The 24,977-nt window shown below is 72.9% G+C and carries 23 protein-coding genes; 15 read left to right on the top strand and 8 right to left on the bottom strand.

The features are described from left to right. Nucleotides 1-4: 4 nt before the first annotated feature. On the bottom strand, nucleotides 5-322 hold the full coding sequence (locus tag ADL05_RS23300) for a hypothetical protein (protein WP_053619141.1): 318 nt from the start codon (nucleotides 320-322) through the stop codon (nucleotides 5-7). A gap of 206 nt (nucleotides 323-528) precedes the next feature. Here ADL05_RS23300 and ADL05_RS23295 point away from each other — a divergent pair, with 206 nt between their 5' ends. Both ADL05_RS23295 and ADL05_RS23290 read left to right on the top strand, forming a co-directional pair. Beyond that, nucleotides 529-804 carry a DUF6412 domain-containing protein gene (locus tag ADL05_RS23295; protein ID WP_053619140.1) on the top strand — a complete coding sequence of 92 codons (276 nt, stop codon included), beginning with the start codon at nucleotides 529-531 and terminating at the stop codon, nucleotides 802-804. A gap of 279 nt (nucleotides 805-1,083) precedes the next feature. Then, nucleotides 1,084-1,803 (top strand): membrane protein insertase YidC, encoded by a 720-nt coding sequence (locus tag ADL05_RS23290; protein WP_053619139.1) that lies wholly within the window; start codon nucleotides 1,084-1,086, stop codon nucleotides 1,801-1,803. Nucleotides 1,804-1,834: 31 nt separating this feature from the next. On the opposite strand, the gene ADL05_RS23285 is transcribed toward ADL05_RS23290, so the two are convergent. The 3 genes from ADL05_RS23285 to ADL05_RS23275 form a co-directional block, all read right to left on the bottom strand. Further along, on the bottom strand, nucleotides 1,835-2,449 hold the full coding sequence (locus ADL05_RS23285) for a superoxide dismutase family protein (RefSeq protein ID WP_053619138.1): 615 nt from the start codon (nucleotides 2,447-2,449) through the stop codon (nucleotides 1,835-1,837). A gap of 63 nt (nucleotides 2,450-2,512) precedes the next feature. After that, nucleotides 2,513-3,076 carry a DUF3291 domain-containing protein gene (locus ADL05_RS23280; protein WP_082376834.1) on the bottom strand — a complete coding sequence of 188 codons (564 nt, stop codon included), beginning with the start codon at nucleotides 3,074-3,076 and terminating at the stop codon, nucleotides 2,513-2,515. A 33-nt stretch (nucleotides 3,077-3,109) separates the two neighbouring features. Further along, nucleotides 3,110-3,769 (bottom strand): metalloregulator ArsR/SmtB family transcription factor, encoded by a 660-nt coding sequence (locus ADL05_RS23275; RefSeq protein WP_053619137.1) that lies wholly within the window; start codon nucleotides 3,767-3,769, stop codon nucleotides 3,110-3,112. 197 nt (nucleotides 3,770-3,966) lie between these two features. Here ADL05_RS23275 and ADL05_RS23270 point away from each other — a divergent pair, with 197 nt between their 5' ends. Further along, nucleotides 3,967-5,547 carry a DASS family sodium-coupled anion symporter gene (locus ADL05_RS23270; RefSeq protein WP_231640881.1) on the top strand — a complete coding sequence of 527 codons (1,581 nt, stop codon included), beginning with the start codon at nucleotides 3,967-3,969 and terminating at the stop codon, nucleotides 5,545-5,547. A gap of 505 nt (nucleotides 5,548-6,052) precedes the next feature. On the opposite strand, the gene ADL05_RS23265 is transcribed toward ADL05_RS23270, so the two are convergent. After that, nucleotides 6,053-6,979 (bottom strand): serine aminopeptidase domain-containing protein, encoded by a 927-nt coding sequence (locus ADL05_RS23265; protein WP_053619136.1) that lies wholly within the window; start codon nucleotides 6,977-6,979, stop codon nucleotides 6,053-6,055. Nucleotides 6,980-7,411: 432 nt separating this feature from the next. Here ADL05_RS23265 and ADL05_RS23260 point away from each other — a divergent pair, with 432 nt between their 5' ends. Together ADL05_RS23260 and ADL05_RS23255 are read left to right on the top strand one after the other, a co-directional pair. Continuing rightward, nucleotides 7,412-8,032: a YigZ family protein gene (locus ADL05_RS23260; protein WP_053619135.1), complete on the top strand. Its 621-nt coding sequence runs from the start codon at nucleotides 7,412-7,414 to the stop codon at nucleotides 8,030-8,032. 115 nt (nucleotides 8,033-8,147) lie between these two features. Next, complete coding sequence (locus ADL05_RS23255) at nucleotides 8,148-9,866, top strand: PQQ-binding-like beta-propeller repeat protein (RefSeq protein WP_053619134.1); 1,719 nt, start codon at nucleotides 8,148-8,150, stop codon at nucleotides 9,864-9,866. Nucleotides 9,867-10,042: 176 nt separating this feature from the next. Here the strand turns inward: ADL05_RS23255 and ADL05_RS23250 are convergent, their stop codons facing one another. Then, nucleotides 10,043-10,717: a hypothetical protein gene (locus tag ADL05_RS23250; RefSeq protein ID WP_053619133.1), complete on the bottom strand. Its 675-nt coding sequence runs from the start codon at nucleotides 10,715-10,717 to the stop codon at nucleotides 10,043-10,045. A gap of 299 nt (nucleotides 10,718-11,016) precedes the next feature. Here ADL05_RS23250 and ADL05_RS23245 point away from each other — a divergent pair, with 299 nt between their 5' ends. The 6 genes from ADL05_RS23245 to ADL05_RS23220 all read left to right on the top strand — a co-directional run bounded on the left by ADL05_RS23245 (nucleotide 11,017) and on the right by ADL05_RS23220 (nucleotide 19,058). After that, a complete protein-coding gene (locus ADL05_RS23245; RefSeq protein ID WP_053619132.1) occupies nucleotides 11,017-13,134 on the top strand; it encodes a methylmalonyl-CoA mutase family protein in 2,118 nt (705 codons plus the stop codon). Further along, entirely contained in the window at nucleotides 13,131-15,416 is a 2,286-nt protein-coding gene (gene scpA / locus ADL05_RS23240) for a methylmalonyl-CoA mutase (RefSeq protein WP_053619131.1), read from the top strand. The genes ADL05_RS23245 and scpA overlap by 4 nt, the downstream gene beginning before the upstream one ends. 4 nt (nucleotides 15,417-15,420) lie before the next feature. Next, nucleotides 15,421-16,488, top strand: a complete 1,068-nt coding sequence (gene meaB / locus ADL05_RS23235) for a methylmalonyl Co-A mutase-associated GTPase MeaB (protein ID WP_053619130.1) — start codon at nucleotides 15,421-15,423, stop codon at nucleotides 16,486-16,488. A 302-nt stretch (nucleotides 16,489-16,790) separates the two neighbouring features. Beyond that, a complete protein-coding gene (locus ADL05_RS23230; RefSeq protein WP_053619129.1) occupies nucleotides 16,791-17,162 on the top strand; it encodes an STAS domain-containing protein in 372 nt (123 codons plus the stop codon). 134 nt (nucleotides 17,163-17,296) lie between these two features. After that, entirely contained in the window at nucleotides 17,297-18,052 is a 756-nt protein-coding gene (locus tag ADL05_RS23225; RefSeq protein WP_231640880.1) for a bifunctional 2-polyprenyl-6-hydroxyphenol methylase/3-demethylubiquinol 3-O-methyltransferase UbiG, read from the top strand. 235 nt (nucleotides 18,053-18,287) lie between these two features. Beyond that, the gene (locus tag ADL05_RS23220) at nucleotides 18,288-19,058 is read left to right on the top strand and encodes an alpha/beta hydrolase (protein ID WP_053619303.1); all 771 of its coding nucleotides are present in this window, start codon (nucleotides 18,288-18,290) and stop codon (nucleotides 19,056-19,058) included. A 56-nt stretch (nucleotides 19,059-19,114) separates the two neighbouring features. Here ADL05_RS23220 and ADL05_RS23215 read toward each other — a convergent pair whose 3' ends face one another. Beyond that, a complete protein-coding gene (locus ADL05_RS23215; protein ID WP_053619128.1) occupies nucleotides 19,115-19,879 on the bottom strand; it encodes a hypothetical protein in 765 nt (254 codons plus the stop codon). A 20-nt stretch (nucleotides 19,880-19,899) separates the two neighbouring features. Continuing rightward, complete coding sequence (locus tag ADL05_RS23210; RefSeq protein WP_053619127.1) at nucleotides 19,900-20,289, bottom strand: hypothetical protein; 390 nt, start codon at nucleotides 20,287-20,289, stop codon at nucleotides 19,900-19,902. 206 nt (nucleotides 20,290-20,495) lie between these two features. Here ADL05_RS23210 and ADL05_RS23205 point away from each other — a divergent pair, with 206 nt between their 5' ends. The 4 genes from ADL05_RS23205 to ADL05_RS23190 all read left to right on the top strand — a co-directional run bounded on the left by ADL05_RS23205 (nucleotide 20,496) and on the right by ADL05_RS23190 (nucleotide 24,762). Continuing rightward, entirely contained in the window at nucleotides 20,496-21,500 is a 1,005-nt protein-coding gene (locus ADL05_RS23205) for a LacI family DNA-binding transcriptional regulator (RefSeq protein WP_053619126.1), read from the top strand. 92 nt (nucleotides 21,501-21,592) lie between these two features. Next, on the top strand, nucleotides 21,593-23,569 hold the full coding sequence (locus tag ADL05_RS23200) for a TIM-barrel domain-containing protein (RefSeq protein WP_053619125.1): 1,977 nt from the start codon (nucleotides 21,593-21,595) through the stop codon (nucleotides 23,567-23,569). Between the two features lie 204 nt (nucleotides 23,570-23,773). Next, entirely contained in the window at nucleotides 23,774-24,301 is a 528-nt protein-coding gene (locus tag ADL05_RS23195) for a hypothetical protein (protein WP_053619124.1), read from the top strand. Then, nucleotides 24,298-24,762 carry a GNAT family N-acetyltransferase gene (locus tag ADL05_RS23190; protein ID WP_053619123.1) on the top strand — a complete coding sequence of 155 codons (465 nt, stop codon included), beginning with the start codon at nucleotides 24,298-24,300 and terminating at the stop codon, nucleotides 24,760-24,762. Before ADL05_RS23195 ends, ADL05_RS23190 begins: the two co-directional genes overlap by 4 nt. The last annotated feature ends 215 nt before the right edge of the window (nucleotides 24,763-24,977 follow it).

Genomic DNA, 24,977 nt, shown 5'->3' with positions numbered 1-24,977 from the left:
GCGGTCAGCCGATGACGATCGCTCCGGCCAGGACCGGGTCGGCGAAGGACACGGTCCCGTGGCCCGAGGCGAGGGCGCGGCTGCCCTGGCAGCTGGTGCCCGCGAAGAGCGCGAACTTGATCCTGGCCTCGGTGGCGACCTCGGTGACGCCGCCCTGGCCGGTCTCCAGCGGGCGGCAGCCGCCGTTGTTCAGCGTCTGCTGGTGGCCGGACTCGAAGGTGACCCGAACCGTGGCGGTCTCGTCCCCCTTGCGCGACAGGCCGGAGATCGCTCCGGCGATCGTGGCGGACATGGTCGCGAGGTTGGCAGGGCGAATCGGCACGGGGTTCCCCTCTTCCGCCGTCCTCGTCCGGACACGACAGATCCCGGAGAGCACGGAGTTGATTACTCTGTGTCATTTAGCTACAGGTCGGCGTGAAAGGTGAGGAGGGCCGACGGAGTGTCGGCGGATTTCTCCGGACGAGGGTGCGTTGTCGGGCGCCGGAGCGGCGGCTAGGATCGGGCGGAACGGGACGAGAGGGGGCCGACGTGACGCTGCTGCTGGCGTTCGCCGAGTTCCTCCTGCTGGGCACCCTTCCCACCGAACTGGTGGCCTCGCCCTCGTCCCTCGGACTGCTGGTGCTCGCCATCGGTGCGGCGCTGGCCTGGACGGTGCTCTTCGGAGCCCGCGGCCTGCCCACCGGCGACACCGCGACCGGGACGGCGCACGCGATGCGCCGCAGGTCCCGGCGGCTGCCCGTCCTCACCCTGTGCGACCCCGACGCGGCGGGCCGACCCCGCCCCCGGGCACCAGGTGTGGCCTAGGGCGCGTCCCGTGGGTGCCGCCCGTCGCGAGCGGTGTAGTCAGTGGTGCTCTCGCAAGGCCGAAGCAGGAACCGGGGTGGTTCCCCCGTCGGCTGAGGAGAACGCTGCGAGAGCGCCCCTGCGGCGACGCGTAGCAGGGTGAGTATCCATCGAACGCGCCCTCGTGGCCGCCCGCCGACCGAACGCACTTCCGTTTCTCCGTGTGTGCCCGCGTGCCTTCGTGCGCGCGCGGTCCGGGCGGCCCGACGTCTGTTCCCACCTCGGACGAAGGGCCTCACCTTGTACAGCTTCGGGCCGATCGCGGCCGCCGTTTCCCTGCTCTCCACGATCCTGTCGGGCCTCGCCGCCTGGCTCACACCCTTCACCGCCGGCCTGTCGTTCGGGCTCGCGGTGGTCCTCCTGACCGTCGCCGTGCGCCTCGTGCTCGTACCGCTGGGCGTGGCACAGGTGCGCGCCGAGAAGGCGCGGGCGCGGATCGCCCCGCGCCTGGCCGCACTCACCGCCGAGCACCGCGACGACCCGCGGCGGCTGGTCGCCGAACAGCGCAGGGCCTACGAGGAGGCCGGTACCTCGCCCCTGGCCGGGTGCATGCCCGCTCTGCTCCAGATGCCCGTGGTCATCGCGCTGTACGGGGTGTTCATCGGGGCCGGGGGAGCCGACGAGCCGTTGCTGACGCACACCTTCGCCGGTGTCGAACTGGGCGCCACGATGCTGGGCGGCGCCGACGGATTCCTGGTGGCACCGGTGTTCGTGGTGCTGGTGGGACTGATCGCGCTGGTGGCGTGGGCCCACCGCCGCTACCTCGTGCTGCCGATGGCGCGTGCCAACGCGGCGGCCGCCGAGGGACGGCCGCCGGTTCCGGACGTGCTGACCTACCTGCAGTTCACCACGGTCGTGGTGGCCGTGTTCGTGCCGCTGGCCGCGGTCCTGTACCTGCTGACCTCGACCGCCTGGGCCCTGGGTGAACGGCTCGTCCTGCGCCGGATCCTGCCCGACTGAGTCCCGGGGGCGGCGGCGGAGCGGTCCCGGATCAGAACTCGACGGTGACGCACGCCACGCGGTCGCCCGCCGTGCCCGCCTCGCCGTGCTCGGTGCTGGTGTGCTGTTCGTGCAGGACCAGCGAGCGCGCCTCGCCCTCGCGGAACGTCCAGTCGACCGTGGCCGTGGAGACGGCGTTGCCGTCGGCGTCGGTGGTGAAGTCCAGCCACAGCTCGTTCTCGGGGTTGGCGTAGGCGGGGTCCGAGGACGGCTCGTCCTCGGTGGCGGCGGGGTCGGCCTCGTTCTGGTAGTGCGGCCCGGCGTCGGACGGCTCCTCGCCGCACGGCCGGGTGTGCACGTGGGCGCCGAACTCGCGGTCGCCCTCCAGCCCGGTACCGGTGAACTGGACGCTGGTCCGCCCGTCCCCCTCACGGACCTGGACGTCGGCGGTGGCGCCCACCGGCACGGCGGTCTCGTCGTAGGTGACGGCTCCCGCGCCCTCACTCCACTCCATGAAGATGGAGGCCGTCACTTCCGGCGAGGTGGTCGGCTGGACCGACTGTTCGGTGGGGGCCGCGGTCTCTTCCTCGGGGGTCTCCGCCTGCGCGCATCCCGTGGCGAGTATCGCGGTCAGGGCCAAGCCGACGGTGAGCGTGGTCGTACGCATGACGGGTCTCCCGGTGTGGTCGCTGTCTTGCCCGCAACGTTACCCAAGGCACCCGAGGGATAACTATGCGTGCTGAGGGTGGCTCGCCGGGGGCGGGAAGGGGGTACGGAGGGTGAAGGCCTCGGGGGAGGGGCCGATCTCACGCACCAGGTCGAGCTTCCTTCCGGCCTCCTCGACAGTGGGGATCGTACCGGCGGGAATCCACCACAGCGCCACCAGCACCCCGTCCATCCGCTCGAACCACGTGCGCCGCCGGCGGAGCAGATCGAGGTGGTCGGTGCGGTACGTGAAGTCCCACAGCGTCTCCACGTCCCGCCAGACCGAGAAGTTGATGATGGTGTTCGGGCCGAACGGGCGGAGTCCGGTGGCGTCGCTCCCGCCCTGTTCGATCAGTCGCCACACGAAGCCGGGGGAGCGGTCGGCGAGCGCGTTGACGGGTTCCAGCTGGTCGGTGAAGCCCTTCATGGAGGGGTCGTCGAGCGGGGCCTTGAGCAGGCCGAGGTTGATCTGCGCGAGGTGGTGGGCGGGCGCGGCGCCGGGAGCGGTGCCGGAGTCGGGGGAGCCGGCGGGGGAGGGGGCCGTCGCGGGGTCGGGGGCGGACGCGGATGCGGGGGTCGATGCGCTCATGGACCCGAGCACACCACAGTGGGGGCTTCTAAGTCAATCTTCATTGTTTTTGGAAACCGTCACGCAGCAGCGCCCCTCGGCCGGGTCCATCCGGGCCCGTGCCCCGTCCTCGCCGCGGCCCTCCAACACGCCCCGCAGGAGTTCGAGGTTCAGGCCGCAGGCCAGCGGCGGGAAGGCCCGGGCCAGGGAGTGGAACGGGCAGTTGCGCAGCCGGAGCGCCCCGCCCGCGGGCTCCGGCTCGTAGCCGCGCTCGCGCAGGAGGTCGGGGAGGGCGGCGTCGGGGTCCGCCGCCGCGCCGATCCGGCGGCCCTCCTCGCGGGCGGCGGCGTGCAGTGCCTCCTCCGCGCCGTGCCGCTCGACCGCCTCGGCGAGGACGCGCGCGGCCAGCTCGTAGTCGCGGGGCGGCAGGTGCAGCGACAGCTCGCGGTCCGCGCGCCGGTACAGCTTGGCCGGGCGGCCCGAGCCAGGGCCCTCGCGGCCGTTCACCTTGCGCCGGGTGACCTCCAGCAGTCCCGCCTCGGCGAGTTTGTCCAGGTGGTGCGCGGCGAGGGTGCGCTGGACGCCGAGCGCGTCCGCGGCCTCCCCCCGGCTGACGTCGCCGTCCGCGGCGGCCACGTACTCGTAGAACCGGCGCCGCAGCGGGTCGGCGAGGGTGTGGGCGGCGTGCGCGGCGTCGATCGAGGCGTGGTCCATGCCCCCATTGTGCGCGGGCCCGCCTCCGGGGTGCCCGCGCGGTCGCCCGGGAGTGGAGTGGCGGGCGCTCCGCCGCGGCCGCGCTACCGGCCGCCCGGCCGCCCCGCGCCGAGCGGCCGGAAGGCCCGCACCGCGGTGCGGTTGGGTGCGGAGGGAGCGGAGAAGATGTAGCACAGGTCACATCGAAAGGATGATCCGTGAGCACCGATCACTCTCCCGGTCCCATCGAGAGTCCGCCTCCCGCGCACGCCCCCGACGCCGGTGAGGCGCGGTCGACCGTCCTCCGCAAGATGGCCGGCGTCGTCGTCGGCGTGGCGGCGGGTCTGGTCGTTTACCTCCTCATGCCGGCGGTCAACCTGCCCGTCGACGCCGACGGGACCATGGTCCCGGAGGGCGATCCGTCCTCGAACGCCGCGATGGTCGCCGCCGTGGCCACCGTCATGGCCGTGTGGTGGATGACCGAGGCCCTCCCCCTGGCCGCCACGGCGCTGCTCCCCCTCGTCCTGTTCCCGGCGCTCCTGGCGGACACCGAGATCGGGGACGTCACCGCCCCCTACGCCAACCAGATCATCTTCCTGTTCATGGGCGGGTTCATCATCGCCCTGGCCATGCAGCGGTGGAACCTGCACAGACGCTTCGCGCTCGCGATCATCGGCGCCGTCGGCACGGGGCCGGTCACGGTCATCGGCGGGTTCATGCTCGCGACCGGGATCCTGAGCATGTGGGTGTCGAACACGGCGACGACCATGATGATGCTCCCCATCGGTGTGGCCGTCATCGGACTGGTCACCCAGCTCAGGAACGGCCGGACGGACGCCAACTTCGCCACGGCGCTGATGCTGGGCATCGCCTACGCGGCCTCCATCGGGTCGGTGTCCACGCTCATCGGGACGCCGCCCAACGCCTTCATGGCGGGGTACCTGTCGGCCGAGCACGGCATCGACGTGGGCTTCGGCGAGTGGATGGTCGTCGGCGCCCCGCTGGCCGCGGTCTTCCTCGTCGTCTGCTGGCTGGTGCTCACCAGGGTCGTGTACCCGCCCACCCCGGGCGGCATCGGGCAGGCGCGCGCCCACATCCGCCAGGAGCTGCGGGACATGGGGCCGCTCTCGCGCGGCGAGTGGACGGTGCTCGTGGTGTTCGTCCTGACCGCCCTGGCGTGGATCACCGTCCCGCTGCTCGCGGACAGCGCGACCGTCGGCGCGGCGCTGCCCTGGCTGTCCGACATCTCCGACGGCGGGATCGCGATCGCCGCCGCGGTCGTGCTGTTCCTCATCCCCGTCGACAACGCGCGGGGCGTCCGGGCCATCGACTGGGAGACCGCCGTCAAGCTGCCGTGGGGCGTGCTGCTGCTGTTCGGCGGCGGGCTGAGCCTGTCCGCCCAGTTCGGGTCGAGCGGCCTGAGCCTGTGGATCGGCGACGTGGTCGGCGGGATGGCCGGGGTGCCGGGATGGGTGTTCATCCTCATCGTCACGGCACTGGTGCTGCTGCTCACCGAGCTCACCAGCAACACCGCCACCGCCTCGATCTTCGTGCCGGTGATGGCGGGCGTCGCCCTGGGCCTGGACCTGCCGGTCATGACGCTGGTCGTGCCGGTGGCCCTGGCCGCCACAATGGCGTTCATGCTGCCGGTCGCCACGCCGCCCAACGCGATCGTCTTCGGTACGGGCCACGTCCGGATCGGCCAGATGGTCAGGGCGGGCGCCCTGCTCAACATCCTCGCGGTGGTGTTCATCATGCTGACGATGTACACGACCGTGCTGTGGGTCTTCGGACTCTGACGGGAGTCGGCCGCGCGCCGCCGCCCCGGGGCCGGTGTGCCCCGGAGCGGCGGCCGTTCACCGCCCGGCTCCGCGCACGAGTTCCGGGCTCGGGCCGCTGCCGCCCACCGCCCGGATCGATCTGGAGCCGAACGCGGAGAATGGTGGGAGGCGTGGGTGGTGGGAGGCGTGGGCGTGGCGTCCGGCATGTGTCGGCATGATCCGATGCCGAGTCCGCGTTCCCTCCACGGGCCGTTGTCGAGAATGTCCGGTGCGTCCGATTCCTTCCGCATGTGGCCATGAAATGGCGCGTCCCGCGTCAGCTCCGCTGCCGTCCGCGACGAGGGCGAGAAGGCCCGGGACGTGCTCGTGTTTCGGCTGCGCGCGATGAGAATGGTTCGTCCGCCGCGTTGTCAGGCATGCGGAAGTGGCGGGGCGCGTGCCGGCCTGCTGGTCGACCCGGGCCGCGTGGTGCCCGCCACTTTGTCACCTCTGAAAGGTCACCCGTCGGTCACGTGCTCCCGCATCAGATATAGGGGCAGGAGTCGCGGTAGTCGGAGTACGGCGATCCCCAGCCGGTGCTGGGCGCGGGGCAGAGGAACTGCTCGTAGCGGTCGTCCTCGTCCACGAACACCTTCAGCCAGGAGACGCTGTTGCTCGCGAGCTCGGTGTTGCGGCTGCTGGTGACGAGGTGGCCCTCGCCGTCCAGCTCCACGTAGGCCCGCTCGGTGCTGTAGCTCAGGCTGTTGTAGAAGGGGATGGAGTGGGAGGAGTTCGGCGCGATGGTGTCGTTCTCGGCTCCGATGATCATGGTGGGGACGGTGACGCCGCCCCAGGTCTTGTCGGAGTGCCAGGGGGTGAGCGGGATGGCCGCCTTCAGTTCGGGGCGGTCCTCGGCCGCGGCGAGGGTGCCGCCGCCGCCCATGGAGTGGCCCATGGCGGCGAGGCGGTCCGGGTCGACCAGGTCGGACACGTCGCTGTCCTCGGCCAGGTAGTCCAGCGCGGCCTCGATCTGGCGGCCGCGGCTGTCGGGCTGGTCGTAGCGGGAGTTGGTGTCGATGTTGAAGGCGACGAACCCGTGCGAGGCCAGGTACTCGCCCAGCCACGCCATGGCGGAGGAGGACTCGGTGTAGCCAGGGGCGATGACCACACCGCCGTAGGTCTGGCTGTCGTCCTCCGGGTAGTAGATGGTGCCGCCACCGAAGCCGCTGACGTACCAGGAGGAGACGGAGTCCTCGTCGACGTCGAAGGGGCCGCTGGAGGCCTCGATGCTGGAGGTGGTGGGGTCCGGGCCGCGCTCGTAGGGGCTGTCGGCCGAGGCGGGGGCGACCGCGCCGAGGGTCAGGCCGGCGGCCATGGCGACGGCCAGAGCGGTGCGGGAGGCCACGCGGGTGGCCAGCGGCAGGAGGACGGAATCGGAACCTTCAGGGGAGGGGGTTTTCTTCGTTCGCACGTCGTTTCCTTCTTTGCGGGGGGTAAGGAGACAAAGGGTGAGGCCCACCCGTTGACCCTGGGGGGAAGGGAACGTGATGGGTGTTCTATTCGCCTCGTGTTTCACTATGGTGTCCTGCCGGTGAAGACGAATCAGGGAAACCACCGGCTATCCGTACCGCCGAGTTCGGACAGGGGAGAGCAGGTGGAAACACCGACCTGAACCTGTGCTCTCCGACGCGGCGCTCGGGTGTTTTCCGACCTTCCGCGTCGCGTGTCCCACAAGGGTGGTTTTCTCCGGCCCCGGCGGCATGCGCGGACCATTGTCATCGTGATTCGCGCAACCGAAGTACGAGCACGCCCCGAGTCTTCTCGCCCGCTCGGGCCCGGGCGGCTCCGACAGGTCGGGCGGTGGGAGACTGGCGGGGACCACGACCCCTGCCGAACAGGCGACATGCGAACGATCAGACGCGATGGCGAGCACGAGTTGGAGATCAGGCGCTCCAGGTTCATCTGCGCGCTGGCCCGGGTGGGCGACGAGGAGGCCGCGCGGGCCTTCATCGCCGAACGCCGCAAGGAGCACTGGAGCGCCAACCACAACTGCACCGCCTACGTCCTCGGCGACGACGGCGGGGTCCAGCGCTCCAGCGACGACGGCGAGCCCGGCGGGACCGCCGGGGTGCCCATGCTGGAGGTGCTGCGGCACCGGCGGCTGACCGACACGGTCGCCGTGGTGACCCGCTACTTCGGCGGCGTCAAGCTCGGTGCGGGCGGACTCATCCGCGCCTACGGCAGCGCCGTCTCCGCCGCCGTGGACGAGGTCGGTGTGCTGGAGCGCCGGGAACTGCTCGTCGTGGACGTCTTCGCGGACTACGTGCTGGGCGGGCGCCTGGAGAGCGACCTGCGCGGTTCCGAGGTGACCGTGCGCGAGGTCGCCTACGAGGACCGGGTCCGCATCGAGGTCGTGCTGGCCGAGGCCGACCTTCCCGACTTCGAGGTCCGACTGGCCGAGATCACCGGGGGACGGGCCGAACACCAGGTCCGGGGTACCACGGTGGTCGAAGTGGAGCCGTGAACCGGCGGGCGACGACGTTTACACATGCGTAACGAGTGGTGGGACGTGTATCCCCGCCTCCCCCCGCCGCTTAGGATTTGCCGTAAACGTCGTCGTTCGCGGGGAGTCACCGTCCATGCGCAGCCCAGGAGTGCCCCAGGCGTTCACCTGTGGCCTCGTGGTGCTGCTGGTCGTCGGTTGCACCGGCGACACGGAGGCCCCGGAGCCCCGGCCGGAGGACGAACCGGCCCCTCTCCCCACCGCGTTCGAGGGCGACCCGCCCCCGGGGATCGAGGGCGAGGTCCTGCGCTACCTGCACGGTGACGGCGCCGAGGCCCCCGACCTGCTCGACGACCCCCTCGGGGTGCGGATCAGCCCCGTCGAGGCGGCCTTCCTCATCAGTTCCGACGGTGAGGACCGACACCTGCTGAGCGACGCCGCCACCGGCGCCACCCTCTGGGAGGGCGAGGCGCGCTTCGGGGGGTTCGCCGAGGACGGGGACGGCGAGCGGGTCCTGCTCATGGCGGGCACCGACGACGTCCCCTTCGTCCTGGACGCCCGCGGCGAACGCGTGTGGTCCCCGGAGGAGGCGGGCGACACCTACCTCGACGGCGTCGCGGTGCGCTACCCCGACGAGTGGGGGTTCGACGAGCCCCACGGCGAGTACACGGTGCTCGACACCGGCGGCGACGTGCTGTGGGAGTACGAGTTCGCGGACGGCGGCGCGGGGGAGGACGACCCCGGGGACGATCCGTCCGAGGAGGCCACGTCCGAGGACGCGGAGGGCGACGAGGACGCGGACCCGGCCGACGAGGCCGCCGGAACCGGGGTGCCCGTCGCGGCCCGCGAGGACCTGCTCCTGCTCTCCGACGGCGGTGCCGGACTCCAGGCCCGGTCGCTGGACCCCGACTCCACGGGCGACGAGCTGTGGTCGGTCTCCGGCGCCGACGAGGACCTCGGGCTGTCGGCCTCCGGCCCGCTTCCAGCGCCCCAGGTGGTCGGTGTCTACCCGGCGGCCGAGGACGCCGACGAGGACGGCTCCGAGGATTCCGGCGATGCGGACGGCGACTCCGAGCCCGGCGACTCGGAGTCCGGCGACTCCGAGCCCGGCGACTCCGAGCCCGGCGACTCCGAGCCCGGCGACTCCGAGCCCGGCGACTCCGAGTCCGGCGATGCCGAGGACGAGGCTTCCGGCGACGGCGAGGACGCCGCCGAGGAGGACGGGGAGCGGTCCGCCTCCGACTCCGCCCCCGGGTCCGACGCCGACGCCGCGTCCGACACCGACCAGGTCGTCCTGCTGCGCTGGGCCCTGGCCGAGTCCCCCTCGACGCTCTCCGCCCACGACGCCGACAGCGGCGACCTGCTGTGGACGCTGCGCGAACCGGGCACCAACCCGGTCGGCCACCCGTTCGACCCGGCCGGGCTCACCGGCAGCCTCCACGACGCCGCCACCGGCACGCTGATGCTGCCCCAGGCCAGCGGTGAGGCGACGGCGATCGCGGTGGACACGGCCACCGGCGAGGTCCTGTGGAGCCTGGAGGACGACGACGTCTCCATCTCACTGGCCTTCGCCCACGACGGCCTGTTCTACGGCGACATCCGCACCAACGACGGCCGCGACGAGCAGCTGGTGCTCGACGCCCTCACCATGGACACGGTGAGCGACGACCTCACGTCCTACGTGGAGGCGGTCACCGGGAGCGGGCACGCCGTCCTCGTGCGGGACCGGCAGCGCTTCGTGTACGGGCCGCCTCCGCAGGACGACACCGAGGACGAGGACGGCGCGGGCGACGAGGACGAGGACACCGACCCTTCGGCGGATCCCTCCGAGGAGCCCTCGGAGGGCGAGAGCTGATCGGCGCCCTCGCGCCTCCACGAGCCGACCGGGGCGCGCTCCCGCCCCCACCACCAGCGTGTTCGGCGGAGTGCCGCCCGGCACGTGCTCGTCGGCGGTGCCGCACCCGTGGACGCACGGGCACTTCCCGGAACGCGAACGGCCCCGCCGGGGCGGGGCCGTCGTCGCTCTGGGGATCAGACCGGGAAGAAGCTGAAGGCTCCGTACATCGAGATGCTCAGGGTGTGCTCGCTGACGGTGCCGGACTCCTCGTCCAAGGACTGGCAGGTGAAGGGGGCGTCGGTGTCGGTCTCGCCGCGGACGAGGTCGGCGTCCATGTCGCAGAGGACGTATTCGGTGTTCTCGCTCGCACGGAGGGAGTCCTCGACGACCTCGCGGATGAGCGGACCGTCGTGCAGCTCCGCCTGGTAGTTGATGAGGATGCCGGAGGACTCGATGGTGATCGTGTACTCGAACGGCTCGCCGAGGAAGGTCACCGTGCAGGTGGCCGACTCGCCCTCCTCACCGGCGATCTCGGGGCACTCGTAGGTGGCGTCCGGGTCGTTGACCTTGGCGAACGTGGCGACCTGCTCCAGGGCCTCCCAGGCGATGCGGTCGCCCAGGGGCGCGTCCGTGGCGGGCTCGGGCGGGAGCCCGGACACGTCCAGTTCGGGCTCGGCGTCCGGGATGGGGCCCTGGTTGAAGTCCTCGGTGGCGGCCTCCGCGGTCTCCTCCTCGACGACCTCCTCGACGGGGTCGGGGGCGTCGGTCGCCGGGGGCTCCTCCGCGCCGGAACAGGCGGCCAGGGCCAGGGCGGAGCCGGCGGCGGCCAGACCGAGGGCGATGCGTCGTGTGCGGGCGGGATTCGTCATCAGGTCAACGTCCTCAGGTCCGAGCGAGCGGGGGTCAGTGCCGCGCGAGCGTGTGCGGCTCTCCTGCGTGAGTGTCCTGAAGTGCTCGTTTGGTTGCGGTTCTGAGGTTGATGTGACTCAGGTCACCTCATGTGGCCAACTGTCGAAAGTGTTCGTACCGGCGCCGACGGCGGCTGGAACAGCGCCCGCGCACGCTCATTTCGGCTCGGTCGATCGCGGGTCAAGGGCGGGTCGGCACCGTGTGAAGCACGGCACCCCGGCGCCCCGGAGCCGAACGTGATTCTCTACCATCTCGAAGTATGGACGTTTCCGAGAGCGGGGCCGGCGGAGCCGCGGCCGGTCCCAACTGGGCCGAGGGATTCCCCGAGGCCTCGTACGAACAGTGGCGCGGACTCGTGGCCGGTGTACTGCGCAAGAGCGGGGTCGCCGAGGAACGGCTCGCGCACGCGCCCGAGGCCGTCCTGTCCACGCCCACCTACGACGGCTTCGACATCGCGCCGCTCTACACCGGGCAGGCGCCCGCCGCCGACCCCGGGCTGCCCGGCCAGGCCCCCTTCGTCCGCGGCTACCGGCCCGGCGGGCACGCCCGCGACGGCTGGGACATCCGCGCCCGGCACACCGACGCCGACCCCGCGACCCTGCGCCGCCGCCTGCACGACGACCTGATGAACGGCGTGTCCTCGCTGTGGATCGCCGTGGGCGCCGCCCCGCGGGCGCCCGAGGCCACTGGGGCGGCCGTGCGCGGGCTGCCCGCCTCCGCGCTGGGCAAGGCCCTGGCCGACGTCCACCTCGACCTGGCCCCCGTCGTCCTGGACGCCGGCCCGGACTACGCCGAGGCGGCCCGGGCCCTGCTCACCGCGCACGCCGACGCCGGGGTCCCCGACGGGCGGGTCATCTCCCACCTGGGGATCGACCCCCTCACCACCGCGGCCCGTGCGGGCACGCGGCCCGAGGCGGCCGACCCCGTCCGCTTCGCGGTCGAGCACGCCGCCGACCGCCCCGGGCTCGGCCTCGTCTTCGCCGACGGCACCCTGGTCCACGACGCGGGCGGTTCCGAGGCCCAGGAGATCGGCTTCGCCGTCGCCGCCGGCACCGCCTACCTGCGCGCCCTGCACGAGGCCGGGCTGGACCTGGCCGACGCCGCCCGCCGCATCGAGTTCCGGCTGGCCGCCAACGCCGACCAGTTCTCCGTGATCGCCAAGCTGCGCGCGGTGCGCGGCATGTGGAACCAGGTGCTGGCCACCTGCGGTGTCGCGGCCGAGCACCGGGCGATGCGCCTGCACGCCGCCACCTCCGCGGCGATGATGACCCGGCGGGACCCGCACGTGAACATGCTGCGGACCACCGTGGCGTGCTTCGCCGCCGGGGTGGGCGGCGCGGACGCGGTCACCGTCGCCCCCTTCGACTCCGCGGTGGGCCTGCCCGACGACTTCGCCCGCCGGATCGCCCGCAACACCCAGTCGCTGCTGGTGGAGGAGTCGCACCTGGCGCAGGTCATCGACCCGGCCGGGGGGTCCTTCTACGTCGAGTCGCTGACCGGGGACCTGTACCGGGCGGGCTGGGCGTTCTTCCAGGAGCTGGAGGGCGCCGGCGGCGCGGCCGACGCGATCGGCTCCGGGCTGCTGGCCGATCGGGTGGACGGGGTGTGGGAGCGGCGCCGCCGGGACCTGGCGCACCGCCGCGCCCCGCTGACCGGCGTGAGCGAGTTCCCGCACCTGGACGAGATCCCGCTGGTGCGCTCCGCCGACCCGGCGCACCGGCCCTCCGCCGGGTTCCCCGTGCGGCGCTACGCCCAGGACTTCGAGGAGCTGCGCGACCGGGCCGACGCCCAGGCGGGCGACACCGGCCACCGCCCGACCGTCTTCCTGGCCACGCTGGGCCCGGTCGCGGCGCACACCGCACGGGCCTCGTTCGCCACCAACCTGCTGGCCGCCGGGGGCATCGCCGTGCACGAGCCGGGGCCGCTGGAGGGCGCCGCCGCGGCGGCGGAGGCCTTCGCCGCCTCGGGCAGCCGGATCGCGGTGATCTGTTCCTCCGACGCGGTCTACGCCGAGGAGGCCGAGGCCGCGGCCCGCGCGCTCAAGGGGGCCGGGGCCCGTCGGGTGCTGCTGGCGGGAGCGCCCAGCGACTCCTACCGGGAGGCCGGGGTGGACGCCTTCGCCCACCGCGGGTGCGACGCCGTCGCCCTGCTCACCGACCTGGCGGACGTGATGCTCACCGACCCCTCCCACCCGTCGCCCGTCACCGCCCAGGGGGGTTCCACGGGGGCTGGGCTACCGCCCTCAACGGACGCCTCCGGCGCGGCCTCCCGCCCGTCGCCCGCCACCGCCCAGGGGGGTTCCACGGGAGCCGGACCACCGCCCTCGGACGCCCCCGGCGCCGACCCTTCTGGACCCACCGAGAGGGCGAGCTCATGACGCAGGACCGGATCCCGGACTTCTCCACCGTCGAGGCCCGTCCGCCCGCGCCCGCCACCGCAGCGGACACCGCGGACACCGCGGACACAGCGGACACCGCGGGCGCGGCGGCCGACTGGCGGGCCGCCGTGGAGGCGGACACCGGCAAGGCGGTCGACGCCCTGGAGTGGGAGACACCCGAGGGCATCGGCGTGCGCCCGCTCTACACCGCCGCCGACCGCGAGGGCCTGGACTTCGTCGACGGACTGCCGGGGGTGCCGCCCTACCTGCGCGGCCCCTACCCGACCATGTACGTCAACCAGCCCTGGACGATCCGCCAGTACGCCGGGTTCTCCACCGCCCAGGAGTCCAACGCCTTCTACCGGCGCAACCTCGCCGCGGGCCAGAAGGGCCTGTCGGTCGCCTTCGACCTGGCCACCCACCGCGGCTACGACTCCGACCACCCCCGGGTGGCGGGCGACGTCGGCATGGCCGGGGTGGCCATCGACTCCATCTACGACATGCGCCAGCTGTTCGACGGCATCCCGTTGGACCGGATGAGCGTGTCGATGACCATGAACGGCGCGGTGCTGCCGGTCCTGGCGCTGTACATCGTCGCCGCCGAGGAGCAGGGTGTACCCCCCGAGAAGCTGTCGGGGACCATCCAGAACGACATCCTCAAGGAGTTCATGGTCCGCAACACCTACATCTATCCGCCGGGCCCCTCGATGCGGATCATCTCCGACATCTTCGCCTACACCTCGCAGCGGATGCCGCGGTTCAACTCGATCTCGATCTCCGGCTACCACATGCAGGAGGCCGGGGCCACGGCCGACCTGGAGCTGGCGTACACCCTGGCCGACGGGGTCGAGTACATCCGCGCGGGCCAGCGGTCCGGGCTGGACGTGGACGTGTTCGCGCCGCGCCTGTCGTTCTTCTGGGCGATCGGCATGAACTTCTTCATGGAGGTCGCCAAGCTGCGCGCGGCCCGGCTGCTGTGGGCGCGCCTGGTCAAGGACCTGGGGGCGGAGAAGGACAAGTCGCTGAGCCTGCGGACCCACTCCCAGACCTCGGGGTGGTCGCTGACCGCCCAGGACGTGTTCAACAACGTGGCCCGTACCTGCGTGGAGGCCATGGCCGCCACCCAGGGCCACACGCAGTCGCTGCACACCAACGCCCTGGACGAGGCGCTGGCGCTGCCCACCGACTTCTCCGCGCGGATCGCCCGCAACACGCAGCTGCTGCTGCAGCAGGAGTCCGGGACCACCCGGGTGGCCGACCCGTGGGGCGGCAGCTTCTACGTGGAGCGGCTCACCGAGGAGCTGGCGGCCAGGGCGTGGGGGCACATCCAGGAGGTGGAGAAGGCGGGCGGGATGGCCGCCGCGATCGACGCGGGCCTGCCCAAGATGCGCATCGAGGAGGCGGCGGCGCGCACGCAGGCGCGCATCGACTCCGGCCGCCAGCCGGTGATCGGGGTCAACAAGTACCGCCCCGACACCCACGACGAGATCGACGTGCTCAAGGTCGACAACTCGCGGGTGCGCGCCGAGCAGCTGGAGAAGCTGGCGCGGCTGCGCGCCGAACGGGACGAGGACCGGGTGCGGGCGGCGCTCGACGCGCTCTCGGCCGCCGCGGCGGGCGAGTCCACCGCCGACGCGTCCCTGACCAACAACCTGCTGGCCGCGGCGGTCGACGCGGCGCGCGCCATGGCGACGGTGGGGGAGATCTCCGACGCGATGGAGAAGGTCTTCGACCGGCACGCCGGCCAGGTCCGTACGATTCAGGGCGTGTACAAGGACGAGGCGTCCGGCAGCAAGGACGCGGCGGGCATGATGGAGCGGGTGATCGCCCGCGTGGACGACTTCGCCGAGGCCGAGGGGCGCCGACCGCGCATCCTGGTCGCGAAGATGGGCCAGGACGGCCACGACCGCGGGCAGAAGGTGATCGCGACCGCGTTCGCCGACCTCGGGTTCGACGTGGACGTGGGGCCGCTGTTCCAGACCCCGGCCGAGGTCGCGGCCCAGGCGGTGGAGTCCGACGTGCACGTGGTCGGGGTGTCGTCGCTGGCGGCGGGCCACCTGACCCTGGTGCCGGCGCTGCGCGAGGAGCTGGCGGCGCTGGGCCGCGCGGACATCATGATCGTGGTGGGCGGCGTCATCCCGCCGGCCGACTTCGAGGCGCTGCGGCAGGCGGGCGCCTCGGCGATCTTCCCGCCCGGCACGGTGATCGCCGAGGCCGCGCTGGGCCTGCTGGACCAGCTGGAGGAGCGCCTGGCCGGAGACGGACCGCAGGAGGGGGAGTGAGCGAGTGACCCCGGGACGCCGACGCGGGCGGCCGGTGGACGTGGACGCCCTGGCCGAGGGCGTCCTGGCCGGTCACCGGCCCACCCTGGCCCGGGCCATCACGCTGGTGGAGTCCCGTCGGGCCGACCACGCGCGGGCCGCGCAGGAGCTGTTGGTGCGGTTGCTGCCGCACACCGGGAACGCGCGCCGGGTCGGGATCACGGGCGTTCCCGGCGTGGGCAAGTCGACGTTCATCGACACCCTGGGCACCCGGCTGACCGAGGCCGGGCACCGGGTGGCGGTGCTGGCGGTGGACCCGTCCTCGACGCGCACGGGCGGGAGCATCCTGGGGGACAAGACCCGGATGGCACGCCTGGCGGTGGATCCCAACGCCTTCATCCGGCCCTCGCCCACGGCGGGCACGCTGGGCGGGGTCGCCAGGGCCACCCGGGAGACCATGCTGCTGATGGAGGCGGCCGGTTTCGACGTGGTCCTGGTGGAGACCGTGGGGGTGGGCCAGTCCGAGGTGACGGTCGCCGCGATGGTGGACTGCTTCCTCTTCCTGACGCTCGCGCGGACCGGGGACCAGCTCCAGGGCATCAAGAAGGGCGTGCTGGAACTGGTGGACGTGGTGGCCGTGAACAAGGCCGACGGTCCGCACGCCGACGACGCGCGCAAGGCCGCCCGGGAGCTGTCCCGGGCGCTGCGGCTGCTCCAACCGGTGCATCCGCAGTGGCGTCCGCCCGTGCTGACCTGCAGCGGCCTGACCGGGGACGGCCTGGACGAGGTCTGGGACGCCGTCGGCGAGCACCGCAAGGTGTTGGAGGGCGACGGCGGGCTGGCCGACCGGCGCGCGGACCAGCGGGTCAGCTGGATGTGGGACCAGGTGCGCGACCGGTTGATGGACTCCTTCCTGCGGGACCCGCGCGTGAGCCGGCTCACGCCGGGGATGGAGGAGGACGTGCGCTCGGGGGAGACGACGGCGACCCTGGCGGCCGACCGGCTCCTCGACGCCTTCACCCGTGGTGACGACACGGGGGAGGAGCGCACGGTCGGTGACCGTGTCGAGGGTGATGGTCACGATGACCGTTGAAGAGGCGCTCCTGGTGGGCGTGATGTCGTGAAATAACCCACCGTCAAGGGGCGATAACGGGCATGTCGAAGGGGGTTCGTGCCTGCGAGGCGAAATTTTCTTTCGCGATGCCATTTCCTCGCGGGCAGTTCGCTTATACCGTGTGTGTCCAACGACTGACCTGACCCTCGAACGCGAGCCCTCTCCTCAAAGGTCCGGCACTGTGGGAGTGCAGCCGGACCGGTGGCCGCCGTTCGTCGGTCTGCGTATGGTGAACCGAAGGGACCCCTCACCATCACAACGTGGGGCCGGGAGGAGTGAACGTGCACAGGCTTGGGCTGAGCACGCGGGTCGAAAGCCACAGCGTGATCGTCGCGATCGTGGGAGAACTCGACATCGCGACCGCCGCCGACCTCCAGGAACACATCCAGTCCGCGATCGACGACCACGGACCGTGGCTGATCCTGGACCTGTCCGAACTGGACTTCATGGATTCGAGCGGTCTGAACGTCGTCATCAACGCCTACCGCACCGTGCGTGAGCTGCACGGTTCCCTGGCGTTGGCCGCGCTCAACGAACGCGTCACCAAGGTCGTCCGCCTGGTCGGCCTGCACCGACAGGTCCCGGTCCACCAGACCGTGGCCACCGCCGTCGCGGCGATGGACGCGCTGGAGGCCAAGCGCCAGGCCGGATAGCGCGGGCGCCCTGAGTACGGGAACCCTCGGCCCTTCCGGTGCACTCCCCCGTTCCTCGGGAGCGCACCTCCGGGCCGCCAGAACCCCGTCGGCGCCCTCGCTGCACCTACGTCGTACTCCGGCCCTTCGGCACTATGAACCGGTTCCTTCCCCAGAGTCCCATCGACGTCTCCTGGGACCACAACAGCCACTACCACGACCACCTCCTCCGCCGGATCCCCGCCCAGCGCGCCACCGCCCACCCGTCGCCCAGCAGCGCCCCTCGGGGGCGCTGCGCGGGAGGCGGAGGGGCTCCATCCTCGGCGGACGCGCTTCGCACGCGCTCCGCCCTCGATGTCGGGTGCGGTGACGGGCGCTTCGCCCGGAGGCTGGCGGAGCGTGGGCTGGAGGTGGACGCGGTGGACGCGTCGGCCGACATGATCGCGCTCGCCCGTGCGCGCACGCCGACGCGTCTGCCCGTGCGCTACCAGGCGGCGCCGCTGGCCGAGGCCGAGCTGGACCCGGCGGGCTACGCGTTCGTCAGCGCCATCGCGAGCCTGCACCACATGCCGTTCGGCCCTGCCCTGGAACACCTGGCGGGCGCCCTCGCGCCCGGCGGCACCCTGGCGGTGCTCGGCCTGTACCGGGAGGAGGACGCGGCCGACCTCGCCGCGAGCCTGGCCGCGCTGGGCCCGCAGTGGGCGATCGGCCTCGGACTGCGCGCCGGCCGCTTCCTGACGGGCACACCCGAGGTGGGGACGGGGGAGACGAGCGCCAACCCGATGCCGATGCGCGAGCCCGAGATGGGGCTGCGCGAGATCCGCGCGACCGCCGCCGAGGTCCTTCCGGGCTCCCGCGTGCGCCGCCTGCTGATGTGGCGCTACTCGCTGTTCCACACCCGCCCCGTCTGAGGACAGGCTTGACGTCTCGCCTGGTGGTGGCCGGTGCGCGCCCGGTTGCCCGACCCGTCCCCGCCCCCCTCGTCGCCCACGGGACACGGAGGCGGAGGACGTGCCGGGGATGCGCCGACAGAAAGCTCCCACGAGAAAGTATCTTGGTATCCGTGCTGAACTCACGAGGTACCACAGGCGCCCCGCTTCGGACCGCCGCCGACCCACGCACCGCTGGCGGAACGGGGGCGTGCCGGTGAGCCGAGGTTCCGGACGCCGCCGTGCGGTCGTCGCGATCGTCGCGGTCGGCGTCGCCCTCCTCGTGCTCGCCGCCACCGGGGCCGCGGTGTGGGTGCTGACCCCCCACCGGGCCGAGGCGCAGCCCCTGGCCCAGGCCAGTGCCCTGCCGGGCGTGCGGATCGGGGCCGCCGACGACGCCGTCGTCCTGGAGCCCGAGGGCACCGCCTCCGGTACCGGGGTGGTGTTCTATCCCGGCGCCCGGGTGGAGGCCGAGGCTTACGCGGCCTCGTGGGCGCCCGTCGTCGAGGCCACCGGAGCCACGGTCGTGATCCCTCGGATGCCGCTGCACCTGGCGGTCCTGGACCCGGACCGCGCCGACGCCGCCGTGGCCGAGCACGGTGCGGGCGTGCGGCGCTGGTACCTGGGAGGGCACTCGCTGGGCGGGGCCATGGCCGCCGCCCACGCCGGAGGCGAACCGGCGTTCCCCGTGGCCGGAGTGGTGCTGTGGGGCTCCTACGCCACCGAGGGCGCCGGGCTGGCCGACCGGAACGACCTCGCTGTGCTCTCGGTGTCCGGGAGCGAGGACGGGCTGTCCGATCCGGCGGCGATCGACGCGAACCGGGGACACCTGCCCGAGGACGCCGTCACAGTGGAGATCGACGGGATGAACCACGCCCAGTTCGGGGCCTACGGCGACCAGTTCGGTGATGGGACGGCCCGGATCGACGCCCCGGCCGCCCGGAGCGCCCTGGCCGAGACCGTGATCGCGTTCCTGGAACAGCACTAGGGGCGGGGACGAGCGCGCCGCACCGGAAGTTCCGGTGCGGCGCGGCGTGGACGTGGTCAGCTCTGGGGCGGGCGCTGCGGTCCGCTCCCGGGCGGCTGGGGCGGGCGCTGGTGGCCGCCCGGACGCGGCTGCTGAGTCTGAGGGGGCTGTTGGGGCGCGCCAGGACGCTGCGGCTGCCCCTGCGGGCGGTGCTGCTGGGCCTGCGTGGGCTGTTGGGGCGCGCCAGGAGGTTGCGACTGCCCCTGGGAGCGGTGCTGCTGAGGATTTTGCGGCTGCTGCTGATAGGGGTGCTGGGGCCCGGTGGGGTCGTTCTGCGGGTGCTGCCGGGGTCCACCGGGGCCCGAGTACTGCTGCTGGGGCGGCTGCGCGCCCGGGTACTGCTGCTGGGGCGCGCCCTGCTGCCCGGCGTAGCCCTGGCCGCCCGGCGCCTGGCCCGGCTGTGGCCCGTACCCCTGCGGTCCGCCGTGCACCGGCGCCCCCTGGGCGGCGGACTGCTTGCCGCGCGCGCTCAGCACGCCGAACACCAGCAGGACGATCGCGACCAGCAGGCCCAGCCGGGTGCCGACGTGGTAGGTCGACGCGGCCCAGGGCGGCATGAGGCTCGGAGGGGCCACGGCGTCCATGTCCAGCATCGGGAAGGCGAAGAACCGCACGTAGACGATCCAGCCGATCGAGACCAGGCCGAGCAGGACGAAGAGCACGCCGCTGGTGAAGACCAGCCCCCTGCCGCTCGGGGCGCGGCCCGCCCGGATGAGCGCGATGGCGCCCACGGCGATGAGCGCGACGCCCGAGAGCAGGAGGGAGAAGACGAGCGAGATCATGATGGGCTCCGGTGTCGGGATCAGCGCTGGGAGGGGCCGGGCTGGTACGGCCCGACGGGAGCGTGCGGCGGACGGGTGGGCCGCGGCTCGGCGAGGCGGCGGGTGGCGGCGATCACGAGCAGGACGAGCCCGGTGTCGAAGAGCGCGAGGCACACGAAGTCGACCGCGTCGAGGATGATCCAGACGGTACGGCCGCCGAAGGGGCCCGAGAGCATCTCCTGGAGGGGGGAGTACGCGAGCGTCAGGATGAGGAAGCCGATCGAGGAGACCAGGATGAGCCCGCCCGCGGCGCCGGTCAGCCCCCTGCGCCCGGACGGCGCGGCGAACGCGCCGATCACGACCCCGGCGCCGGCGAGCAAGGGCAGGATCGTGCCGATGAGTGACGGTAGGTGGACGCTGCTGTCGGGCATGGGGCTCCTGGTGGGAAGCGGGGCGGGCGGAGGCCGGTCCGCCCGGTCCCGGGCCGCGGGGGTGCGGGTCAGACCCTAGCGTCCCTTCCCGGGCAGGTCGATGCCCTGGCCGCTCGCGGCCAGTGGACGGCCCGGGGGCGTTGCGCGAGCATGGTGTCGTGCGTAACATCGCATCGAATCGATTCGATCACGGAGGGGATGGCACGGTGCGGATCTCCGACGTGGCCAAGCACGCGGGCGTGTCTCCGAGCACGGTCTCCTATGTCCTCAGCGGCAAGAGGTCGATCTCCGAGACCACCCGGCGCCGCGTCCGCGAGAGCATCGACGCCCTCGGCTACCAGCCGCACGCGGGCGCGCGCTCCCTCGCAAGCCGCCGCAGCAACGTCATCGCCCTCGTCATCCCCCTGCGCGAGGACGTCCACGTCCCGGTCGCCATGCGCTTCGCCGTCTCGGTGACCACGTCCGCCCGCACCCACGACCACGACGTCCTGCTGCTGACCCAGGGCGAGGGCCCCGACGGGCTGCGCCGGGTCGCGGGAAGCGCCATGGTCGACGGCGTCATCGTCATGGACGTGGAGGCCGACGACGCCCGCGTGCCCGTGCTGCGCTCACTGGACCTGCCGTCCGTGCTCATCGGCGTCCCCGAGGACGTCGAGGGCCTGACCTGCGTGGACCTCGACTTCGCCGCCGCCGGCGCCGCCTGCGTGCACCATCTCGCCGACCTCGGGCACACCGACATCGCCTTCGTCGGCCAGCCGCCCTCGGTCTACGAGCGGCGCACCGGGTTCGCCGAGCGCACCGTCACCGGATACGAGGCCGCCGCCCGCGAACGCGGCGTGCGCGCCACCCTGCACCCCTGTTCCCCCGACACCGCGCGCGAGGTCGCCGCCGGACTCGTGCGCGACCGCCCCGCCCTGACCGGCCTCATCGTCCACAACGAGCCCTCGGTCGCCCCGCTGCTGGACGCCTTCCAGGAACTGGGCCGCACACCCCCGGAGCTGTCGGTGGCCGTCATCGGCCCGCCCGCCCCCGTCGTCCCGCCGCTCACCTCGGTCGACCTGCCCGCCGAGGCCGTGGGCTCCCGGGCCGTGCAGCTGCTCATGGACAAGATCGACGGTGTCGGCGGTCCCGGCGTCACGCTCCTGGAGCCGCGCCTGACCCCTGCCGGAAGCACCGCACCGCGCACCGGAAGCACCGCACCGCGCTCCTGACACCCGCCCCCTACGCACGACGACCCGCCCGACCCCACACCCCGTTGTCGAAGCGCTTCGACAACACCACCCCCCAACCGGAAGGACGACGCGTGTTCAACGAGATCGAGGACGGCATCGAGTGGCGCGGCAGCCACCAGGTCGTACGCGCCCAGGCGTGGGGCCCCGACGGCATCCGCGTCCGCGCGGGGCTGTCGGTCCTGCGCGAGGACCTGCCCGGCGCCCTGGTCGAGCCACGGGAGCCGGCCACAGCGACGGTCACGATCGAGGCGGGCCGCGCCGTCCTCGCCAACGGCGCCCTCACCCTGGAGATCGACGACGCCGGACTGCTCCGCTTCCTGGACGCCTCCGGCGACGAACTGCTCGCCGAGGAGCGCGCCCACTTCTGGTGGCCCGGCCCCCGCGCCTACACCTCCACCGGCCACGGCTACTACCGCATCGAGCAGCGCTTCCGCGCCTACGACGGCGAGAAGCTGTTCGGGCTCGGGCAGCACACCCACGGGCTGTTCGACCAGAAGGGCGCCGTCGTCGACCTCGTGCAGCGCAACGCGGAGGTCACCATCCCCTTCATGGTCTCCTCGCGCGGCTACGGGCTGCTGTGGAACAGCCCGGCCACCGGCAGGGTGGAGCTGGCCGGCAACGGGACCCGCTGGGTCAGCGACAGCGCCCGCCAGATCGACTACTGGGTCACCGCGGGCGGCGGCCCGGCCGCGATCATGTCGAACTACGCCGACGCCACCGGCCACGCCCCCGAGCTGCCCGAGTTCGCGTCGGGCTTCTGGCAGTGCCGCCTGCGCTACAAGACGCAGGACGAACTCATGGAGGTGGCCCGCGAGTACAAGCGGCGCGGCCTGCCGCTCTCGGTCATCGTCAGCGACTTCTTCCACTGGACCCATCTGGGCGACTGGAAGTTCGACCCCGCCGAGTGGCCCGACCCCAAGGCCATGGTGGACGAGCTGCGCGAGATGGGCGTGGAGCTGATGGTGTCCGTGTGGCCCTCGGTCAGCCCGCTGAGCGAGAACTACGACGAGATGCTGGCGCGCGGCTACCTCGTGGCCACCGAGCAGGGGCCGCCGGTCCACGCCGACTGGGCGGACAAGGGGGTCGACGCCCACGTCCAGGTGTCGTTCTACGACCCCACCAACCCCGACGCGCGCGCGTACGTGTGGGACAAGGTGCGGCGCAACTACCTCGACCTGGGCATCCGGGTGTGGTGGCTGGACGCGTGCGAGCCGGAGCTCAAGCCCGGCCACCCGGAGAACCTGCGCTACCACGCCGGTCCGGGGACCGAGGTGGGCAACATCTACCCGGCCGAGCACGCGCGCGGCTTCCACGAGGGCATGCTCGCGGCGGGGGAGTCCGAGGTCATCACCCTGTGCCGGTCGGCCTGGGCGGGCAGCCAGCGCCACGGCGCGGCCCTGTGGTCGGGCGACATCCCCGCCACCTTCGACTCCCTGCGCACGCAGATCCGCGCCGGACTGAACGTCGCCATGTCCGGCATCCCGTGGTGGACCACCGACATCGGCGGCTTCCACGGGGGCGACCAGGAGTCCCCGGAGTACCGGGAACTGCTGGTGCGCTGGTTCCAGTACGGGGTGTTCTGCCCGCTGTTCCGGCTGCACGGGTTCCGGGAGCCGTTCGTCGACGCGCTGCACCCGGACATGTCGGGCGGCCCCAACGAGGTGTGGTCCTACGGGGAGGAGGTCTACCCGCTGCTGCGGGACATGCTCTTCCTCCGCGAGCGCCTGCGCCCCTACGTCATGGAGCAGATGCGCGCCGCCCACGAGAGCGGTCTGCCGCCGATGCGGCCGCTGTTCGTGGACTTCCCGGAGGACCCGCGCGCCTGGGAGGCCGAGGACGCGTTCCTGTTCGGCCCGGACGTGCTCGTCGCCCCGGTGGCCGAGTACGGGGCGCGGTCGCGCAGGGTGTACCTGCCGGAGGGTTCCACCTGGGTCGATCCGTGGTCGGGCGCGGTCCACGCCGGCGGGACGGAGATCATGTTGGAGGCGCCCCTGGAGCGGGTCCCGGTGCTGGTGCGCGGCGGCGCGGACGTGCCGATCGTCGGCTAGCCGGACCCCCGGTGGTGCCCGGCGGGCCGTGCTTCCCCACGGCCCGCCGGACACCCGGTACTCGGCGCCCGCGGCGAGTGGACGCTCGTCGCGGGGACGTGGCGGTCGCCGCCGGACCTGGACGCGATCGTCGAACTGGTGCCCGGGACTGCCTCCGGGCCCTCACGGAGGCGTGGCGGCCGTCCCACGGCGCATACTGTCCCGGTGAGCGAAAACGGAGAAACCGGACAGACCCCCGAAGGTGTCGACACAGGGGCACTGCTCGCCCTGGCCGAGCAGCACCACGCACGTACGTCCCGCGCCCTGGGGACCAGAGAGCTCGGCGGCCACCTGGTCAAGACCTACGCCCTGGAGGCGCCGCGCCGCCTGGTGAGCGCCAAGGTGGAGGCCGAGGCGCTGCGCGTCGCCGAGGCGCACCTGGGGCTGGGGAGCGCACGGGGCTCGCTCGGACTCGCGGTCCTCATCGTGCACGCGGGCGGGGACGGCGACTACGTCCTCGTGCACAGCTGGATCGAGGGCCACATGTCGGACCTGGCGATCTTCGCAGGCCCGGCCGGGCGGCCCGAACAGCTCCGGCCGGGGCGCTCCGGCCTGGCCCCCTGCGTGTGGGAGGCGGCGGTCCTGGCCCACGAACGCGACGCGTTCACCCGCCACGTCCTGGACGCCCGGGGCGGGATCGCCGACCGGCTCGCCGCGTGGGAGGCCGACACCCTGGAGGGCGGAGTCCGATGAGCCCCGCCCCGAGAGTCCGGGCCGCACGGCGCGAGGACCTGCCCCGCGTCGCCGCGCTCGCCGCCGAGCACGCCGCCTACGAGAAGGCGCCGCCGCCCGCGCCCGACCTCGCCGAGCGTCTGGGGGCCCTGCTGTTCGACACCCCCGAGCCCCGGCTCGCGTGCCTGGTCGCGGAGTCCGCCGGGGGCGAGGTCGTCGGCTACGCGACGTGCTCCCCGGAGTTTTCCACCTGGGCGGGCCGCGAGTACCTGAGCATGGACTGCCTCTTCCTCCGGGACGGCACCCGCGGACAGGGGCTCGGCGCCCGGCTGGTGGACGCGGTCGTAGCGGAGGCCCGCCGCCGCGGCCTCGACGAGGTGCAGTGGCAGACCCCGGTGTGGAACACGGACGCGGCGCGCTTCTACGACCGCCTGGGCGCCCGCGCGAAGGAGAAGCTCCGCTACTCCCTGCCGACGACATGAGGCAGACCTGTCCCGTACCGGCCACGGCAGGACGCCCGTCCCGCGGTCCGGGGGCGAGAAGGAGGGTATCCCTCCTCCATGAGCGAATCCCTCCGCCGACTGTTGGGCCTCGGGGTCTGGATCGTCCTCCTCATATTCCTGTTCGCGGTGCAGGACTCCGACGAGGAGGACGAGGAGAGGGAAGCGCCCCCGCCCACGGACGTGTACCAGCCGCC

Origin of the sequence: Nocardiopsis sp. NRRL B-16309 (assembly GCF_001279585.1) — a bacterium.
In the GTDB taxonomy this organism is placed as follows: domain Bacteria; phylum Actinomycetota; class Actinomycetes; order Streptosporangiales; family Streptosporangiaceae; genus Nocardiopsis.
Note: the sequence above shows the minus strand (reverse complement) of the source record. Positions and strands in the feature narration are given on the sequence as shown.

Coding starts and splice junctions, on each gene's coding strand:
- ADL05_RS23255 (WP_053619134.1), top strand. CDS start 8,148: ATGCGCAGCCCAGGAGTGCCCCAGGCGTTCACCTGTGGCCTCGTGGTG.
- ADL05_RS23275 (WP_053619137.1), bottom strand. CDS start 3,769: ATGGACCACGCCTCGATCGACGCCGCGCACGCCGCCCACACCCTCGCC.
- ADL05_RS23245 (WP_053619132.1), top strand. CDS start 11,017: ATGGACGTTTCCGAGAGCGGGGCCGGCGGAGCCGCGGCCGGTCCCAAC.
- ADL05_RS23260 (WP_053619135.1), top strand. CDS start 7,412: ATGCGAACGATCAGACGCGATGGCGAGCACGAGTTGGAGATCAGGCGC.
- scpA (WP_053619131.1), top strand. CDS start 13,131: ATGACGCAGGACCGGATCCCGGACTTCTCCACCGTCGAGGCCCGTCCG.
- ADL05_RS23285 (WP_053619138.1), bottom strand. CDS start 2,449: ATGCGTACGACCACGCTCACCGTCGGCTTGGCCCTGACCGCGATACTC.
- ADL05_RS23215 (WP_053619128.1), bottom strand. CDS start 19,879: ATGATCTCGCTCGTCTTCTCCCTCCTGCTCTCGGGCGTCGCGCTCATC.
- ADL05_RS23190 (WP_053619123.1), top strand. CDS start 24,298: ATGAGCCCCGCCCCGAGAGTCCGGGCCGCACGGCGCGAGGACCTGCCC.
- ADL05_RS23250 (WP_053619133.1), bottom strand. CDS start 10,717: ATGACGAATCCCGCCCGCACACGACGCATCGCCCTCGGTCTGGCCGCC.
- ADL05_RS23225 (WP_231640880.1), top strand. CDS start 17,297: ATGAACCGGTTCCTTCCCCAGAGTCCCATCGACGTCTCCTGGGACCAC.
- ADL05_RS23280 (WP_082376834.1), bottom strand. CDS start 3,076: ATGAGCGCATCGACCCCCGCATCCGCGTCCGCCCCCGACCCCGCGACG.
- ADL05_RS23210 (WP_053619127.1), bottom strand. CDS start 20,289: ATGCCCGACAGCAGCGTCCACCTACCGTCACTCATCGGCACGATCCTG.